Genomic DNA, 15,486 nt, shown 5'->3' with positions numbered 1-15,486 from the left:
TGAAGTATCTATTTATAAAAACAACCTAAAACCTATTACCTGAAAACAGAAATGATTCATTTTTAAATCATTTCACCAATAAAAAAACAATTCAAAAAAACTTTTTTTGAATTTTAGAACATAAACTTACAAAAAAATTTTAATACCCGTTCTTTAAATAACGGTTAAGAGTGATATAATCCGTTGTCATCTATCTTAAAAATTACTCATCGCCCGAATGATGATCTGGAGCTTTGGCCACTTTGTGTTTTATAACTGAATTCAAATAGAAAAACAATCGGATGGTATGATTCATATCATACTGATATCCTGAATATTTTTGTTGACTGACATTCATATATCCTAAATCAAAGCTCAATTTTGGACTAACATTTTGTTTAATTCCAACAAAAAATCGATTTTGATCAAAGGTATTGTAAACCACTTCTTGACCAAAATGAATTAAAATTTCATCAGACAGAACCAAAGAAGGCAGTCTTTTATCGTTAAAAACCGGAATCGTAAAACTGGCTAAATACCGTACCCTGTTCGTAAAACGATTTTTACCGGTAGGTTCGTCATTAACTATTTTTTCCTGCCATCTTTGTTCGTTCCTCAATCTTTGGAGAACACTTACTTTCCCAATCTTTGTTGTTAATTGTACCTGTTCATAAATTCTGTTTTCATCAGCATAAGTTGACCATCCTTCCTTTGTTGGAGCCAGCCACATGTGCGCGTAGCCCCCCGTAACTGAAACGGATGAATTGGGGAAATAAGAAACACCACCTCGTAAAAAATAAAAATTATTACTTTCAAAAAATCCGTTTTCACGAATATGCGCATCTGCAACAACTCCCCAATGATCACTGAACTTTGTCACAGTATTTAACGAAACCCAAGTTTGCACCTGCTCATTAACATCTTTTTGTGTAGGTACTTGGGAAAAAACCAAAAAAGGAAACAAAAAAACTAGAACTCTAAATAAGTTTTTCAAAATAATATGAAATTTGAATGGAAATAAATTTTTATAAAATTAATTAAAATAGCACTGATTTATCGCATTAAAATTAATTTGCTTCATTGAATATTAATATGACTTTTATCAGTAGAAAAGCATAAAAATCAATTTAAATTGATTCTAAAAAATAGAATATATCCTTTTCACAATAATGTAAAACCATAAATTTTTAATAGAAGCTTACCTAAAAATAAGATACATTTGCGGGCTGAAAATCTTTGCCTCAAAATGAAAACAAAACTTCTTTATTTCTTTTTCTTAAGCTCTTTAACTGTATTTTCCCAAACCAAACTCCTTTCCTGGAATCTGGAAAACTTTGGAAAATCCAAATCAGACCAAGAAATTGCTTTTATAACCAATACAATAAAAGACTACGACATAATTGCCGTCCAGGAAGTAGTAGCAGGAAATGGTGGCGCACAAGCAGTGGCAAGACTTGCTGACGAACTTAACCGAAAAGGAACAAAATGGGATTATCGAATAAGCGACCCTACTTCCAGCAGTTCTAAAAAGACCGAACGTTACGCTTTTTTATGGAAAACAACCAATCTCAAACTAAAAGGCAAACCTTGGCTGGAACAAAAATACCATTCCGAAATTGAACGGGAACCCTATTTTGCCACATTCGAAATAAAAGGAAAGACTATAACAGTTGCTTCTTTTCATGCCATTACCAAAAGTCATCAACCTGAAACTGAGATTAAATATTTCAAGCTTTTGCCACAGGAATATCCATCGTTAAACCTAGTCTTTGCAGGAGATTTCAATTGTCCACAATCACACTCGGTTTTTACCCCTTTAAAAAATATGGGCTTTTCTCCTATCCTAAAAAATCAAAAAACATCATTGAAAACAAAAGTCAAAAAGGGTAATTATCTTGCATCCGAATATGACAATATCTTTTATAAAATAAATTCAATAACCTTTATAAAATCGGACGCAATTCTATTTTATAAAAATTTCATTTCTTTAAAAGAAGCCCGAAAAATATCAGACCATCTGCCCATTTGGTTTGAGTTTTCCCTGAATTAATTTTCTAAAAATTCCAAAAAAACAAAATCCCAAATACCAATTATTGCAATTGAGATTTGGGATTTTCAGTTTTAGTTTTATTCTTTTATGTTTTTTGCTTTTTCTTTCTGGCAGCAGGGAAAAGCACATTATTCAAAATCAATCTATAGCCAGGCGAATTAGGGTGCAAATCCAAAACTGTTGGAGGATCACCTACCTGGTGCTGGTAATCTTCAGGATCATGGCCTCCATAAAAAGTAAACATTCCTTTTCCTTTTTCGCCGTGAATGTAACGGGCTTCACCATTCAGCTCACAAGTTCCCATAATCAGGACATTTGATTTTATCAAATTTTGATCAAATGAAGTCGTTTGTCCCATAAAACCTTTAACCAATTGTGTGTGGTTTTGGCATAACATACTTGGAATAAAATCCCATTTGGCCGAATATTCCATCAACGTAAAATAATCTTTGTCCATAGGAATCTTTCTTTTCAAGGTCATATCGATATCCGAAAACTCATATTGCTCAGGTCTTCGCTCCAAAGTAAAATTCTTGAAAGCAAAAGTATTATTAAAATTCAGTTTGGACTGATAATTAGGCTCACTAGGATCACCATCAAACATAGATTCGCAAATATCGACTCCATCTGCTGCCAATGCAATATCAAAGCTATCTGTAGCAGAACACATTGCGAACAAAAATCCTCCGCCAATTACAAAATCCCGAATCTTCTTAGCAACTGCCCCCTTTTCTTGAGAGACTTTTGCGTAGCCTAACTTTTTAGCCAAAGCTTCGGCATCTCTTTTCTGATCGATATACCATGGTACATTTTTATAAGCCGCATAGAATTTTCCATACTGCCCTGTATAATCCTCATGATGCAAATGCAACCAATCATAAAGCAATAATTGGTCACTCAATACTGCTTCGTCATATATCGGAGTGAACGGAATTTCGGCATAAGTTAGTACCAAAGTAACTGCATCATCCCACGGCTGTTTACCTTCTGGAGTGTAAACCGCAATTTTTGGAGCTTTTTCTAATACTACAGCTTCCATATTTTGTGAAGGACTTGAAATCTCATTCAATATTGCTGTTTGTTCAGCATCCGAAATAACTTCAAAACTTACCCCGCGTATTTGACATTCCTTTCTGATTTCCTCGGCATCCGGCAATAGAAAAGAACCACCTCGATAATTAAGCAACCAACTGGCTTTATAATTTTTGGCCAAAACCCAATAGGTAATTCCATATGCCTTGAGATGATTTTGCTGCGTAGTTTCGTCCATTGGCAACAAAATAAAAGAAGCCTTCGAAGAAATCGATAACAGAAAAATAAATAAGAAAAGAATTCTTTTGCGTGCCATTATGAAACTATTTTACAACAAAGATAATCGGAACGAGTTAAAGTATCTCTTTTATCCTTTATAATCATGCAAAAAAACTTTTTATAACTAGAATTAAATTTCCAAAGTCACAATTGAATTTTGAATGGCATAAACCACCAATCCAGCCACATTCTTTGATTCGGTTTTGATGAGTAGATTATTTCTATGTCCTTCAACCGTTCTCGGGCTTATGAACAGTTTTTCACCAATTTCCATGGTACTTTTTTGTTTGCAAATAAGTTGTAAAACTTCCAATTCCCGAGAAGTAATAAAATTAGTATCAAGATTGCATTTTATTTTTTTATTGGCAATCAAATCATTTTGGATAATCCCCATCACATATTCAGAATAATAAAATCCTTTCGAAGCCACTTCATTTATAGTTTCAAACAATTCCTGTGGTGTAGTATTTTTAACCAGATAAGAAACAGCTCCCACATCAATCATATTAGCTATAAATGATTTTGAATCGTAACTTGTCAAAGCAATGATTTTTATTTCCGGAAAATCCCTGTGAATAATCTTAGTGGCTTCAATTCCATTAAGCAAAGGCATTTTCAAATCCATAATCACGATATCTGGTTTAGGATTATCTCCTTTCAGAAAATCAATTAATTCAACACCATCTGAAGCTTCAAAAATCACTTCAATATTTTTTTCTTTGGATAATAAAAAAGAAATTCCTTTTCTGAACAGGATTTCATCATCCACTAAAATTATTTTTATAGTTTCCTCCATAATTTAGAAATTAAATATCACTGAAACTCCATTATTCATTTGTGACTCGATAGAGAAATTCCCCTCCAAAACAGAAATTCTACTTACCACATTTCGCATTCCAAGACCTTTATGATTAGCCAATTGATTCAAATCAAAACCAGTTCCGTTATCTGAATACCTACATGTTTTTTTACCATCAATTTCGTCAAAAAAAACAGAAATTGAAGTTGCTTTTCCATGTTGAATCGAATTAGCAAATAACTCCTGTAAGATTCTAAAAACATGTATGTGTCTACTATTCTCTTTAAAATCAAAACTTAAATTGTTTTCATATTGAATATCAACTGTTGCGTTTCCGATTAATTCAGAACACAATTCTTCAATTCCTGCATGAAGTCCAAATTTATCCAAGACTGGAGGAAGTAAACTATAGGTCATTTTCTTAGAACTATCCAAAGCCATTGATGTATATTCAATAATATTTTTGGTAATTTCTTCAACATCTTTCTGAGGTAAATTTGGAATCCTTAGAAGATGACAATTCAATGATATTACATTCAATTTTGAACTTATATCATCATGCAGATCTTGAGCAATTCGCTTTCTTTCCAATTCCATTGTTCGAATCGCTGCCGACAATTGACTGTTTTTCAACAAAAGGTCTAAATCATTAAATTCTAATCTTTTTCCCATATTTATTTTATTGAAGTACAACTAATTTTTACATTTCTAATCTACAACATATTTATAATACTTATCTTATTATTAAGATAAAAATACGCATTTCATCTTTATTTTTTTAAACTTTAACGATAAATATAATCAAACTTAGTCTTTTTCTTAATAAAATAAAATATTTTCCCTCAACACAAACTTAATGAAAAATCTTATTCAAAAAGATCGAAACGAATATTAAATAATTGTAAAACAATAATATACATGTAAAATAAAACTTTTTATCATAAAAAAAAGAGAATATCCTATTACTAGTATATTCTCTTTTTTTTAGAAATTATCCTTTTAAATTTTAAAACGGAACATCACCATCGTCATCGTCATCATGGTTAAAATTGCTTCCAAAAGCCTCATTTGCCGATGGAAGATTTTTAGTAATGAAAGGACTATCATCGTGATTCATACTTGAAGGCAAATCATCATAACCACTTCCATAATCTTCTAAGTTGTCAAATCGCCCAAGATGTCCAATAAATTTCAAACGGACATTTTCGATTCCACCATTTCTATGTTTAGCAATCATAATCTCTGCCTGTCCGGCTGTTGGAGAAGCTTCTTCATCGTCCCATTCCTCGATTTTGTAATATTCAGGACGATACAGGAACGAAACAATATCCGCATCCTGCTCAATAGCTCCCGATTCACGAAGATCCGAAAGCAAAGGTCTTTTACTAGAACCACGGGTTTCAACAGCACGCGATAACTGAGAAAGGGCAATTACCGGAACATTAAGCTCTTTTGCCAATGCTTTTAGGTTTCGGGAAATTGTCGAAATCTCTTGCTCTCTGTTTCCGCCGCCTCCTTTAGCTGAACTTCCGGCAGTCATTAACTGCAAATAGTCAATAATTATAATTTTAATACCATGTTGTGACACCAAACGTCTCGCTTTGGCACGCAAATCAAAAATCGATAACGAAGGAGTATCATCAATAAAAATTGGAGCTTTTTCCAAATTCTTAACTTTCGTACTCAACTGTTCCCACTCGTGCTTTTCTAATTTTCCAGTACGTAATTTTTCCGAAGACAATCCTGTTTCAGACGAAATCAAACGCGTAATCAACTGTACCGAAGCCATCTCAAGAGAGAACAAAGCAACTGGCTGATTAAAATCAATAGCAATATTTCTAGTCATGGACAAAACGAAAGCCGTTTTTCCCATCGCAGGTCTCGCAGCAATAATGATTAAGTCACTCGGCTGCCATCCCGAAGTCAATTTATCGAGTTTATCAAAACCGGTAGCCACTCCACTAAGTCCTTCCTTACCGGCAATCTCCTCGATTTTTTTCTTAGCCTGTAATACTAAACTTTGCGCTGTCTCGGAACTTCGTTTAATATTTCCTTGGGTCACTTCGTAAAGCTTCGATTCGGCTTTATCCAATAGATCAAATACATCGGCGGTTTCATCATACGAATCTTCAATGATTTCAGAAGAAATTCGGATCAAACTACGTTGAATAAACTTTTGAAGGATAATTCTAGAGTGAAATTCAATATGCGCTGACGAGGAAATCTTTTGCGTAAGCTGAATTAAATAGAAATCACCCCCCGCTACGTCCAATTTGGCATTTTTTCGAAGTTGAGCCGAAACGGTCAATAAATCGATTGGCTGAGTGTCGTTAAACAATTGTACAATTGCCTCAAATATATATTTGTGTGCATCTTTATAGAATGCATCAGGTTGGAGAATATCAATTACGTCATCTACTCCTTTTTTGTCAATCATCATTGCCCCAAGCACAGCCTCTTCCAAATCTACAGCCTGTGGGGGTAACTTGCCTTTTTCCAGGTTAATAATCGTTGATTTGTCCACTTTGACGGGACTTATATTTTTGAAATTTTCCATATAGCGAAAGTAACTAAAACTTAAAAAAAATCACAATTGAGTTATTAGGATTTATTGTTCATAAATTCTTATTTTTTGTTTATAACCAAAAAAAAATCCGAAACGATAAGGCTTCGGATTAAGGTCTTAAAAATGGTGTTTTACTCTTTAAACTCACCCATTTTACAGTATTTATCCATTCTCTGCGCGATTAACTCTTCTGTTGATAAGTCTTTCAACTCGTTGTATCCTTTCAAGATAAATTGCTCAACTGTTTTAAAAGTAGTCTCTCTGTCATAGTGAGCTCCCCCAAGTGGTTCCGGAATGATATCATCAACTAATTTTTGTTTCTTCATATCGGAAGAAGTCAGTTTCAATGCTTCGGCAGCTTGCTCTTTGTAGTCCCAACTTTTCCATAAAATAGAAGAACATGATTCTGGTGAAATTACGGAGTACCATGTGTTTTCCAACATATAAACACGGTCTCCAACACCTATTCCCAAAGCACCTCCAGATGCACCTTCACCAACAATAACTGTTATGATTGGCACTTTCAATCGCACCATTTCAAAAATATTTCTTGCGATGGCTTCTCCTTGTCCTCTCTCTTCAGCTTCCAATCCTGGATAAGCACCGGGAGTATCAATTAAAGTAACTACAGGAATATTGAATTTCTCAGCCATTTTCATCAAGCGCAATGCTTTTCTGTATCCTTCAGGATTAGCCATCCCAAAGTTTCTGTACTGACGTGTCTTAGTATTGAATCCTTTTTGTTGTCCGACAATCATAAAAGATTGCCCTCCAATTTTTCCTAAACCACCAATCATGGCCTTGTCATCTTTGAAACCTCTGTCGCCATGAAGCTCCAAAAAAGTATCTCCACAAATCCCTTTGATATGATCCAAAGTATAAGGTCTGCTAGGATGTCTCGATAACTGCACACGTTGCCAAGCAGTTAAGTTTTTATAAATCTGTTTTTTAGTTTCTTCTAATTTTTTATTGATTTGTTTACACGTATTCGTAACGTCAACATCCGACTCTAAACCAATAACAACACATTTATCTAATTGCTCTTCAAGCTCTTTTATAGGAAGCTCAAAATCTAAATATTCCATAGGATTTGTGCGTATAATTTTTGTTCTTAATTTCTCAATTTGGAACTGCAAATATAGAATTTAATATCGTTTTACACTTATTTTTTTGTCCAAGTAGAAAAAAATAGGCTTTGCTAAAATAAAAATCTTACAGTTCGTCTTCTTTTCTATAATGTTTTATAATTCCGTTCAAAAGTACCGTAATCACGATTACTACGGCACCGATATAAAATTCAATGCTCATTTTTTCTTTTCCTCCAATGATAAAATAAGCCAACACAATACCGTAAACTGGCTCTAAATTAGTGGTTAACATTACTGTGTAAGGAGATAATTGACGCATCACTTTTACCGAAGCTGTGAAAGCATAAGCGGTACAGATGGATGCCAAAATTAAAATCAAAATCCAGTTTTTGGCTGACATGATAAAAATTTCAGGCGAGAAAAAACCTTTGAATAAAAAATAAATGGAAATAAAAATAAATCCAGCAGAAAACTCATAAAACGAGATCACCGAAGGATCATGATTTGCAATTAATTTTCCGTTTATCAAAGTGAATAAAACTCCTAAGAACACCGAAATTAAAGCCAATAACATTCCGCTCCAATAATTGATCTCCACCTGCATAATCAAACCTAAACCACCAATGATAAGTAATCCGAAGAAAACTTCGTACCAAAGCACTTTTCGCCCATAAAACAAAGGTTCCAACAATGAGGCAAAAAAAGCGCCCAATGAAAAAACAGACAAAGTAATCGAGACTGTCGAGATTTTTATGGATTCAAAAAACAAAATCCAATGCAAGGCTATTAATAGACCAACTATAACAAACTTCAATAATGACTTGGGAGCCACTTTGAATGATTTCTTTTTAATAGCAAGAAAAATTGCGATAAAAACCGCCGCAAAAAACATTCTGTACCAAACCAAAAACTCAGACTGAATGGTAATTAATGCTCCTAAAATTGCTGTAAAACCCCAAATAAAAACAATTAAATGTAAATTAAGGTAACTTTTTAAATTATCGTTTTGCATTTCGTAATAAGTAAACGGCTAATATTCCAAAAAAGACATTCGGTAACCAAACCGCTATAAGAGGTGAAAATGTAGATTTTTCGGCCAATACGCCAAATATTTTATCAAAAAAGACAAATGAGAAAGCCACTGCAATTCCGATGGCTAGATTTACTCCCATTCCCCCTCTTCGTTTCATTGCAGACACAGAAACAGCAATAATAGTCAAAATAAAGGCCGAAACAGGAACGCTGTATTTTTTATATAAAACAACCAAATAGACATTGATATTTGATGAACCACGCTTTCTTTCCTTATCAATAAAAGCATTCAAATCACCAAGGCTCAAGGTTTCGGCAATATAAACTACCGGTGTCAAATCCTCCAGGTCAAAAGTAAATTTCATCTTTTTTTCAGGAGCTTTTTCAATCACATCGCCTTCAGTTCCAACAATTCTTTTGGTGTAATCATACAAGGTGTAATTCTTTTCTTTTGGGTTCCATTGGATTCTGCTGGCTGTAATTTTGTATTCCAGTTTCTCTTTTTTAAATCGTTCCAAAGAAAAATTATAAGCCGTCTGAGACTCTGTATTAAAACTGTTTACATAAATAAAATCATTATCATTTATCTGTCTGTAAACATCAGTATTATCGCCCCGCATAAGTGCTTTTCCATCATTCCGGAGGTAGGTGTACCTAAAATTATTATACCCCTCACTGGACACTGGAATAACCCAAAATCCCATGAGCAAAACTATAACAGAAACAATCGAAGCTCCAATAATATAAGGCCGCATAAAACGCGTAAACGAAATCCCGGAACTTAAAATAGCAATAATCTCCGTATTGTTTGCCAATTTTGATGTAAACCAAATCACCGATAAAAACAAAAATATCGGAAAAAGATTGTTCATGAAATAGATCGTAAAATGATAATAATAAATTGCAATTTTCAGAACCGGAACTTGATTCTGAAGCATTTTATTGATCTTTTCCGAAATATCTATAACAATCCCAATTGGGGCAAATAACAAAAGCATCACCGCAAAAGTGGCTAAATATCTTTTTAAAATGTATTTGTCAATTATTGTTAATTTCATACGAAGTTAGAGGTTAGAGGTTAGAGGTTAGAAATTAAGTCTAAAAGCTGGAAATTAAAATAAAAGAGAAAAACTAATTTAACATTCACTCCATTATTTCTAATTTCTAACTTCTAATTTCTAACTTTATAATCGTTGGCTCATATTTTTAACCATCATCTCTTTCCATGGCTTGAAATCACCTGCTAAGATATGTTTTCTTGCCTCACGAACCAGCCACATATAAAAACCAAGATTGTGTATCGTTGCAATTTGTTTCCCTAAATATTCGTTGGCTGCGAATAAATGACGTAAATAAGCTTTAGAATATTCCAAATCCACAAAAGTGTGCCCCATTTCATCAATTGGAGAGAAATCGGCTTCCCACTTCTTATTTTTAATATTGATCGATCCATTTGCAGTAAACAACATACCGTTTCTGGCATTACGTGTAGGCATCACACAATCAAACATGTCGATTCCAAGCGCGATATTTTCCAAAATATTAATCGGAGTTCCTACACCCATTAAATATCTTGGCTTGTCTTCAGGCAGGATCTCACAAACCACTTCGGTCATTGCGTACATTTCTTCTGCAGGCTCCCCTACTGAAAGTCCGCCAATGGCATTTCCTTGTTGACCGGAATTAGCAATATACTCCGCCGATTGACGACGCAAATCTTTATAAGTACTTCCCTGAACAATTGGAAAAAACGTTTGCTGGTAACCGTATTTAAAAGGTAGTTTTTCTAAATGATTGATACAACGGTCCAACCAACGGTGTGTCATGTGCATTGAGCGTTGTGCGTAACGGTAATCACAAGGATACGGCGTACACTCATCAAAAGCCATGATAATATCGGCACCTATGGTACGTTGGATTTCCATCACACTCTCAGGTGAAAAAAAATGATAAGAACCGTCAATATGCGATTTAAACTTTACCCCCTCTTCCTTAATTTTTCGGTTACCCGAAAGAGAATACACTTGATACCCTCCAGAATCGGTCAAAATATTTCGGTCCCAATTCATGAATTTGTGCAATCCCCCTGCTTTTTCAAGAATTTCAGTTTGCGGACGCAAATACAAATGATAAGTATTTCCAAGAATAATATCTGGGTTTATTTCTTCTCTCAATTCCCTTTGGTGTACTCCTTTTACTGAAGCAGCAGTTCCAACGGGCATAAAAATAGGTGTTTCAATTACACCGTGATCAGTGGTGATACTTCCCGCACGGGCTTTTGATTGCGGATCTGTTTTTAGTAAATCAAACTTCATATAGACTTTTTATCAGTCGGCAAAGATAATTTATTTAAGATTTAAGATTCAGAATTTAAGATTTTATTTAACAATGAACTCTATTTGGGCGTAACACCACCTCCGCAAGCTACGGCGCTGTCGGGCTGTACGCTATATCTCTTCGTTTCACTACGAGGATGCCGCTTCCATCCCTTACGCGATTTACAGAACATAAAAACTCCAAAAACAACAGCTATTACACTAATTAATAGTAAATTAGATACACAAAATCAAATTCTATCCAAATTATGATAAAAAGATCCATCTTAATAGAAAACAAAACCTCCATTACTACCAAAAATTCACAATTAGTCATTCTATCAGAAATTCGGGAAAGTACTATCCCTATCGAAGATATTGGCTTTTTAGTTTTGGATCATCAGGAAATTTACATCAGTTTACCAGCGATGAATTTATTGGTCGAAAACAACACCGCAATTATTATTTGCGGCAAAAACCATTTACCTAATGGAATGTTCCTGAACCTCAACAGTCACTACATACAGCAGGAAATTTTCAAGAATCAGATTGAGGCTTCGGTTCCTCTAAAAAAACAATTATGGCAACAAACCATTATTGAAAAAATCACCAATCAGGGAATCCTTTTGAAAACTATTTCCGGAAATAAAAATTCTTTTGATTTTTTGGCTTCCAAGGTTTTAAGCGGAGACAGCTCCAACATGGAAGGTGTTGCCGCAGGACAGTATTGGAAATCATTTTTTGATACCTACGACATAAATTTCAGAAGGGAGCGCTTTGGTGATTATCCCAATAGCTTTCTCAATTATGGCTACGCCATTTTGAGGGCCGCTACAGCCAGATCCTTATCCGGAAGCGGTTTATTAAACACTTTGGGAATCCATCATAAAAGTAAATACAATCCATTTGCCCTCGCCGATGATATTATGGAACCCTTTAGGCCGTTGATAGATGAAAAGGTTTTTGAAATCATGCAAACCTATGACGAACAGGAACTAAACACCAAAATTAAATCCGAACTTTTACAAGTTCTTACTAAGACCGTTTACTTCAAAGAGGAGAAAAGTCCGCTGATGGTGGCTTTACAAAAAACGGCTAGTTCCTTGCAACAATGTTATACAGGCGAACGAAAAAAGATTAAATATCCAAAATTATGGAGCTAAATGCCTATCGGATTATGTGGCTATTTGTATTTTTTGATTTACCGACGGAAACCAAAAAAGACCGAAGAAACGCTTCGGGATTTCGAAACAATTTGCTTAAAGATGGGTTCTCCATGATGCAATATTCCGTTTATGTGCGTCATTGTGCCAGTGCAGAAAGTGCCGATGTACATGAAAAACGTATTCATAAACTTTTACCTCCGTTAGGAAAAGTAAGCGTTTTACGCATTACCGACAAACAATTCGGCAATATCCAAAATTTTTGGGGCAAAGCCGAAATACCAAAAGAACCTCAACCCACACAATTGGAATTGTTTTAATGATTTTCAAAAAAAGTATCTACCACCCATTTTTCAGGATTCGAGTCAATGTAATTACTTATATTTTAATAAGATCGCTCATTTCGAATAATATGATCATGAAAAGATCGTTGCCAGGCAAAATCTGCAAAACCAACCTGATGAATCATTTTTGACGATGTTGTTTTAAAGGCTCCCATCAAACTTGACAATGATTTTATTTTTATTTTTTTATCCTGTACGGACAGATTACCTTCCAACAGGTGCACGGACTGATCGCCTTCCAACAAATGTACGGACAGGTCGCCTTCCAACAAATGTACGGACAGGTCGCGACCTGTCCCTACCGTTAATTTCTTCTTATCAATTTCAATAATCATATGAACATGATTGGGCATTATCACAAAATTATGGACATCAACATATTTATATTGCTCGAGATTAACTCTAAAACTTCTAATCTTTGAGATTCTTCAAGACGTTGTTTTTTTCCATATTCAATATTATTTATAAACTTATAGGCTCTAAATTCTTCAAACAAAGGATGAGATAAATGGCAAGGTGTTTTTCCTTTTTGAATATATTTCCCTATTTCATCTTTCAAGTCAGTCTCAAATCTACATTTCGCTAATAATTTCTTTTGAGATTGTAATGGTCTCTGCCAAAACAAAACACTTTCACTACTTTTAAACTTTAGATTTCCTTCGTCATCATTTTCAATTTTACCAGCCAAAAATTCTTTCAATGGTAATTTAGTGGTCACTTTTAAAAACAATTTCTCCTTACCTTCATTTAGAGTAATAATCTCTACATTTTCAGACCCTTTTGTTAATTTAAGATGTTCAATTTTTTTATTATTCCTTTTGTTTCTTATACTACCATTCAAAAGCCTTGTTTTCACATTTAAATAATCAATAACATCTAAACCAAGTTGATGTGATTGTCTATTCCAAATTGCTTCAAATTCCGTAACATACATATCTCTCAATGTGTATCTGGATCTAACTCTTAACTCATTTCCGGCTTCATCTTGAATGATTTTATAAGGCTCTCCTTCTTTTGGTAAAATATTAAACAGATATTTCCCTAAAGTAGAGTTTTCTAATTCTTTCTGAGTAGCATCAATTCCTTTTACATTTTCTTTTCCTTTGTAAATTGCTCCATCATCTTTACCTTTTCTATTACTTAAAAACCCTCTTCTTTGAATTAAGTGATATAAAACTCTTCCAAACTCTTCTAACGTTAAATCCTCATTTAAAGCTTTATCTCTTAATTGATATGGATTTTGTTTTAGCCATAAATTATAAATATGATTACTAGGAAGAGATAATTCTGGAGCCATTCTTCCTTCTTTCTTTTTTTGCTTATCCCATTTGCTCCAAACATCAAGTTCATCATGCCTCAAAGGACACATGTTAAAATTAATAAGAGTTCTTAATAATTTTATTTTTCTTAATCTCTTTCGGTAAAATTGCTTTCTAAGTTGTCTGCCATTTCGTCTTTTAGCATTCTTGCTTTCTTCTTTATCTCCTGAACCAATAGTCTTTGCAATAACTCCTTCTGGAAATATTCTAACACCTGAGTCGATAATTTTATTATCAACATCATCAACAATCGCCCACCCAATCGAGTTTGTCCCTAAATCCAATCCTAAAATTTTCGCCATAATCTTCTGGTTTTTTAACTTTCTAAAACTACAAATAAAAAATCTTATTATTTACTATTTTTCTTATGTAATTACAACTTTTTTATTTAAGTTTGCATCAGATTAAAACAATTCTAATCTTTAATCTTATCACAATAAGGCTATATGCCGTAGATGAAAATCTTTAGTCCTGCTTCGGTGGGACTTTTTTGTTTTCTTTTAGCAATTTTATTTCTCAATTTTTCCTGCGTTTTCCCTTATGTAACTTTTGTTACCAAAAAACAAAATTCTCTCCTTTACTTTTGTCATCAAATCCAAAAACAAACACTTTTATGACATTAGAAAATATAATTAAAGAAAATCAAGGCACCATTGTAGATGTGCGAACCCGCGAAGAATTTATGGGCGGACATGTTGCCGGTTCCATCAACATTCCTTTGGGCGAAATTCAAACCCGCATTGAAGAAATTGAAAACCTAAAAATGCCATTAATCCTTTGCTGTGCTTCCGGGAATCGAAGCGGACAAGCGCAACACTATCTTTCGCAAAAAGGAATCGACTGCTACAATGGTGGTTCGTGGTTAGACGTCAATTATTATCAATCCAAGTAAAAAAATAAAAATGATAAAAATACTTCAAAAGTTATTCGGTTTCGGGACAACTGTAAATTATACCGAACTTATAAAAAAAGGTGCCATTATCCTAGACGTGAGAAGCAAAGGTGAATTTTCCGGCGGACATATCAAAGGAGCTATCAATATTCCCGTAGATGTTTTAAAAAACAACCTGAATCAATTAAAAGACAAAAACAAAATCATCATTACCTGTTGTGCTTCGGGAATGAGAAGCGCTTCGGCTAAAAACATCCTGAAAGCTCACGGCTATACCGATGTTCACAATGGCGGTGGATGGAGTAGCCTGAAAAATAAAATATAAATTTTTTACAGAATTTTGTGAATATTTTTCATTTACTCTTCCTAATTGACCAGAAGAAATTTGTATTAAAACAATCAGATAACGGATAGCACCAAACCATTAATTTACGCAACCGGTTGCTTATATAAAGCCCTGCCACGTTGAGAAAGCAGCTTTATAAACATTGACGTAAGTAAGTCCCTGTACCCCATGTAAACACCCCAAAACTATTCGGAAATCAAGAGTCCATTAGATGTTTTAATTTCATCGAAATTGTCTTTAGCATTGAAATTGCTCTTGAAATCATTTGCCGTACTGCAAAAA

At 34.1% G+C, this 15,486-nt stretch carries 16 protein-coding genes; 5 read left to right on the top strand and 11 right to left on the bottom strand.

Annotation, left to right across the window (positions count from 1 at the left end):
- Window positions 1-202 precede the first annotated feature (202 nt).
- The gene (locus tag OZP12_RS07115) at window positions 203-973 is read right to left on the bottom strand and encodes a DUF2490 domain-containing protein (RefSeq protein WP_281228362.1); all 771 of its coding nucleotides are present in this window, start codon (window positions 971-973) and stop codon (window positions 203-205) included.
- Window positions 974-1,225: 252 nt separating this feature from the next.
- On the opposite strand from OZP12_RS07115, the gene OZP12_RS07110 reads away from it, so the two are divergent.
- Window positions 1,226-2,029 carry an endonuclease/exonuclease/phosphatase family protein gene (locus OZP12_RS07110; protein WP_281228361.1) on the top strand — a complete coding sequence of 268 codons (804 nt, stop codon included), beginning with the start codon at window positions 1,226-1,228 and terminating at the stop codon, window positions 2,027-2,029.
- Between the two features lie 85 nt (window positions 2,030-2,114).
- Here OZP12_RS07110 and OZP12_RS07105 read toward each other — a convergent pair whose 3' ends face one another.
- The 8 genes from OZP12_RS07105 to tgt all read right to left on the bottom strand — a co-directional run bounded on the left by OZP12_RS07105 (window position 2,115) and on the right by tgt (window position 11,140).
- Window positions 2,115-3,377 carry an asparagine synthetase B gene (locus tag OZP12_RS07105; protein ID WP_281228360.1) on the bottom strand — a complete coding sequence of 421 codons (1,263 nt, stop codon included), beginning with the start codon at window positions 3,375-3,377 and terminating at the stop codon, window positions 2,115-2,117.
- Between the two features lie 93 nt (window positions 3,378-3,470).
- Window positions 3,471-4,136 carry a response regulator transcription factor gene (locus OZP12_RS07100; protein WP_281228359.1) on the bottom strand — a complete coding sequence of 222 codons (666 nt, stop codon included), beginning with the start codon at window positions 4,134-4,136 and terminating at the stop codon, window positions 3,471-3,473.
- 3 nt (window positions 4,137-4,139) lie between these two features.
- Window positions 4,140-4,811: a sensor histidine kinase gene (locus OZP12_RS07095; protein ID WP_281228358.1), complete on the bottom strand. Its 672-nt coding sequence runs from the start codon at window positions 4,809-4,811 to the stop codon at window positions 4,140-4,142.
- 334 nt (window positions 4,812-5,145) lie between these two features.
- Window positions 5,146-6,696 carry a replicative DNA helicase gene (gene dnaB / locus OZP12_RS07090; protein ID WP_281228357.1) on the bottom strand — a complete coding sequence of 517 codons (1,551 nt, stop codon included), beginning with the start codon at window positions 6,694-6,696 and terminating at the stop codon, window positions 5,146-5,148.
- Between the two features lie 140 nt (window positions 6,697-6,836).
- Window positions 6,837-7,790 carry an acetyl-CoA carboxylase carboxyltransferase subunit alpha gene (locus OZP12_RS07085; protein ID WP_281228356.1) on the bottom strand — a complete coding sequence of 318 codons (954 nt, stop codon included), beginning with the start codon at window positions 7,788-7,790 and terminating at the stop codon, window positions 6,837-6,839.
- Window positions 7,791-7,917: 127 nt separating this feature from the next.
- A complete protein-coding gene (locus OZP12_RS07080; RefSeq protein WP_281228355.1) occupies window positions 7,918-8,805 on the bottom strand; it encodes a DMT family transporter in 888 nt (295 codons plus the stop codon).
- Window positions 8,792-9,883 (bottom strand): LptF/LptG family permease, encoded by a 1,092-nt coding sequence (locus OZP12_RS07075; protein WP_281228354.1) that lies wholly within the window; start codon window positions 9,881-9,883, stop codon window positions 8,792-8,794. The genes OZP12_RS07080 and OZP12_RS07075 overlap by 14 nt, the downstream gene beginning before the upstream one ends.
- A 126-nt stretch (window positions 9,884-10,009) precedes the next feature.
- Window positions 10,010-11,140 carry a tRNA guanosine(34) transglycosylase Tgt gene (gene tgt, locus OZP12_RS07070; RefSeq protein ID WP_281228353.1) on the bottom strand — a complete coding sequence of 377 codons (1,131 nt, stop codon included), beginning with the start codon at window positions 11,138-11,140 and terminating at the stop codon, window positions 10,010-10,012.
- A 269-nt stretch (window positions 11,141-11,409) separates the two neighbouring features.
- On the opposite strand from tgt, the gene cas1 reads away from it, so the two are divergent.
- A complete protein-coding gene (gene cas1, locus OZP12_RS07065; protein ID WP_281228352.1) occupies window positions 11,410-12,303 on the top strand; it encodes a type II CRISPR-associated endonuclease Cas1 in 894 nt (297 codons plus the stop codon).
- Complete coding sequence (cas2, locus tag OZP12_RS07060; RefSeq protein ID WP_281228351.1) at window positions 12,294-12,623, top strand: CRISPR-associated endonuclease Cas2; 330 nt, start codon at window positions 12,294-12,296, stop codon at window positions 12,621-12,623. Before cas1 ends, cas2 begins: the two co-directional genes overlap by 10 nt.
- A 65-nt stretch (window positions 12,624-12,688) precedes the next feature.
- Here cas2 and OZP12_RS07055 read toward each other — a convergent pair whose 3' ends face one another.
- Together OZP12_RS07055 and cas9 are read right to left on the bottom strand one after the other, a co-directional pair.
- Window positions 12,689-13,000, bottom strand: a complete 312-nt coding sequence (locus OZP12_RS07055) for a transposase (RefSeq protein WP_281228350.1) — start codon at window positions 12,998-13,000, stop codon at window positions 12,689-12,691.
- Between the two features lie 2 nt (window positions 13,001-13,002).
- The gene (gene cas9 / locus OZP12_RS07050) at window positions 13,003-14,268 is read right to left on the bottom strand and encodes a type II CRISPR RNA-guided endonuclease Cas9 (RefSeq protein ID WP_281228349.1); all 1,266 of its coding nucleotides are present in this window, start codon (window positions 14,266-14,268) and stop codon (window positions 13,003-13,005) included.
- A gap of 311 nt (window positions 14,269-14,579) precedes the next feature.
- On the opposite strand from cas9, the gene OZP12_RS07045 reads away from it, so the two are divergent.
- Together OZP12_RS07045 and OZP12_RS07040 are read left to right on the top strand one after the other, a co-directional pair.
- Window positions 14,580-14,858, top strand: a complete 279-nt coding sequence (locus OZP12_RS07045; protein WP_281228348.1) for a rhodanese-like domain-containing protein — start codon at window positions 14,580-14,582, stop codon at window positions 14,856-14,858.
- Window positions 14,859-14,868: 10 nt separating this feature from the next.
- Window positions 14,869-15,183: a rhodanese-like domain-containing protein gene (locus OZP12_RS07040; RefSeq protein WP_281228347.1), complete on the top strand. Its 315-nt coding sequence runs from the start codon at window positions 14,869-14,871 to the stop codon at window positions 15,181-15,183.
- Window positions 15,184-15,486 lie beyond the last annotated feature (303 nt).

It is taken from the genome of Flavobacterium aquiphilum (genome assembly GCF_027111335.1).
Classification (GTDB): domain Bacteria; phylum Bacteroidota; class Bacteroidia; order Flavobacteriales; family Flavobacteriaceae; genus Flavobacterium; species Flavobacterium aquiphilum.
This window is presented reverse-complemented; position numbering and strand designations above follow the sequence as displayed.

Bases quoted from the DNA above. Each gene is read 5' to 3' on its own strand.
- OZP12_RS07040 (WP_281228347.1), top strand. From the start codon at position 14,869: ATGATAAAAATACTTCAAAAGTTATTCGGTTTCGGGACAACTGTAAAT.
- OZP12_RS07055 (WP_281228350.1), bottom strand. From the start codon at position 13,000: ATGCCCAATCATGTTCATATGATTATTGAAATTGATAAGAAGAAATTA.
- cas2 (WP_281228351.1), top strand. From the start codon at position 12,294: ATGGAGCTAAATGCCTATCGGATTATGTGGCTATTTGTATTTTTTGAT.
- OZP12_RS07045 (WP_281228348.1), top strand. From the start codon at position 14,580: ATGACATTAGAAAATATAATTAAAGAAAATCAAGGCACCATTGTAGAT.
- cas9 (WP_281228349.1), bottom strand. From the start codon at position 14,268: ATGGCGAAAATTTTAGGATTGGATTTAGGGACAAACTCGATTGGGTGG.
- cas1 (WP_281228352.1), top strand. From the start codon at position 11,410: ATGATAAAAAGATCCATCTTAATAGAAAACAAAACCTCCATTACTACC.
- OZP12_RS07100 (WP_281228359.1), bottom strand. From the start codon at position 4,136: ATGGAGGAAACTATAAAAATAATTTTAGTGGATGATGAAATCCTGTTC.
- OZP12_RS07085 (WP_281228356.1), bottom strand. From the start codon at position 7,790: ATGGAATATTTAGATTTTGAGCTTCCTATAAAAGAGCTTGAAGAGCAA.
- dnaB (WP_281228357.1), bottom strand. From the start codon at position 6,696: ATGGAAAATTTCAAAAATATAAGTCCCGTCAAAGTGGACAAATCAACG.
- tgt (WP_281228353.1), bottom strand. From the start codon at position 11,140: ATGAAGTTTGATTTACTAAAAACAGATCCGCAATCAAAAGCCCGTGCG.
- OZP12_RS07095 (WP_281228358.1), bottom strand. From the start codon at position 4,811: ATGGGAAAAAGATTAGAATTTAATGATTTAGACCTTTTGTTGAAAAAC.
- OZP12_RS07075 (WP_281228354.1), bottom strand. From the start codon at position 9,883: ATGAAATTAACAATAATTGACAAATACATTTTAAAAAGATATTTAGCC.
- OZP12_RS07110 (WP_281228361.1), top strand. From the start codon at position 1,226: ATGAAAACAAAACTTCTTTATTTCTTTTTCTTAAGCTCTTTAACTGTA.
- OZP12_RS07105 (WP_281228360.1), bottom strand. From the start codon at position 3,377: ATGGCACGCAAAAGAATTCTTTTCTTATTTATTTTTCTGTTATCGATT.
- OZP12_RS07080 (WP_281228355.1), bottom strand. From the start codon at position 8,805: ATGCAAAACGATAATTTAAAAAGTTACCTTAATTTACATTTAATTGTT.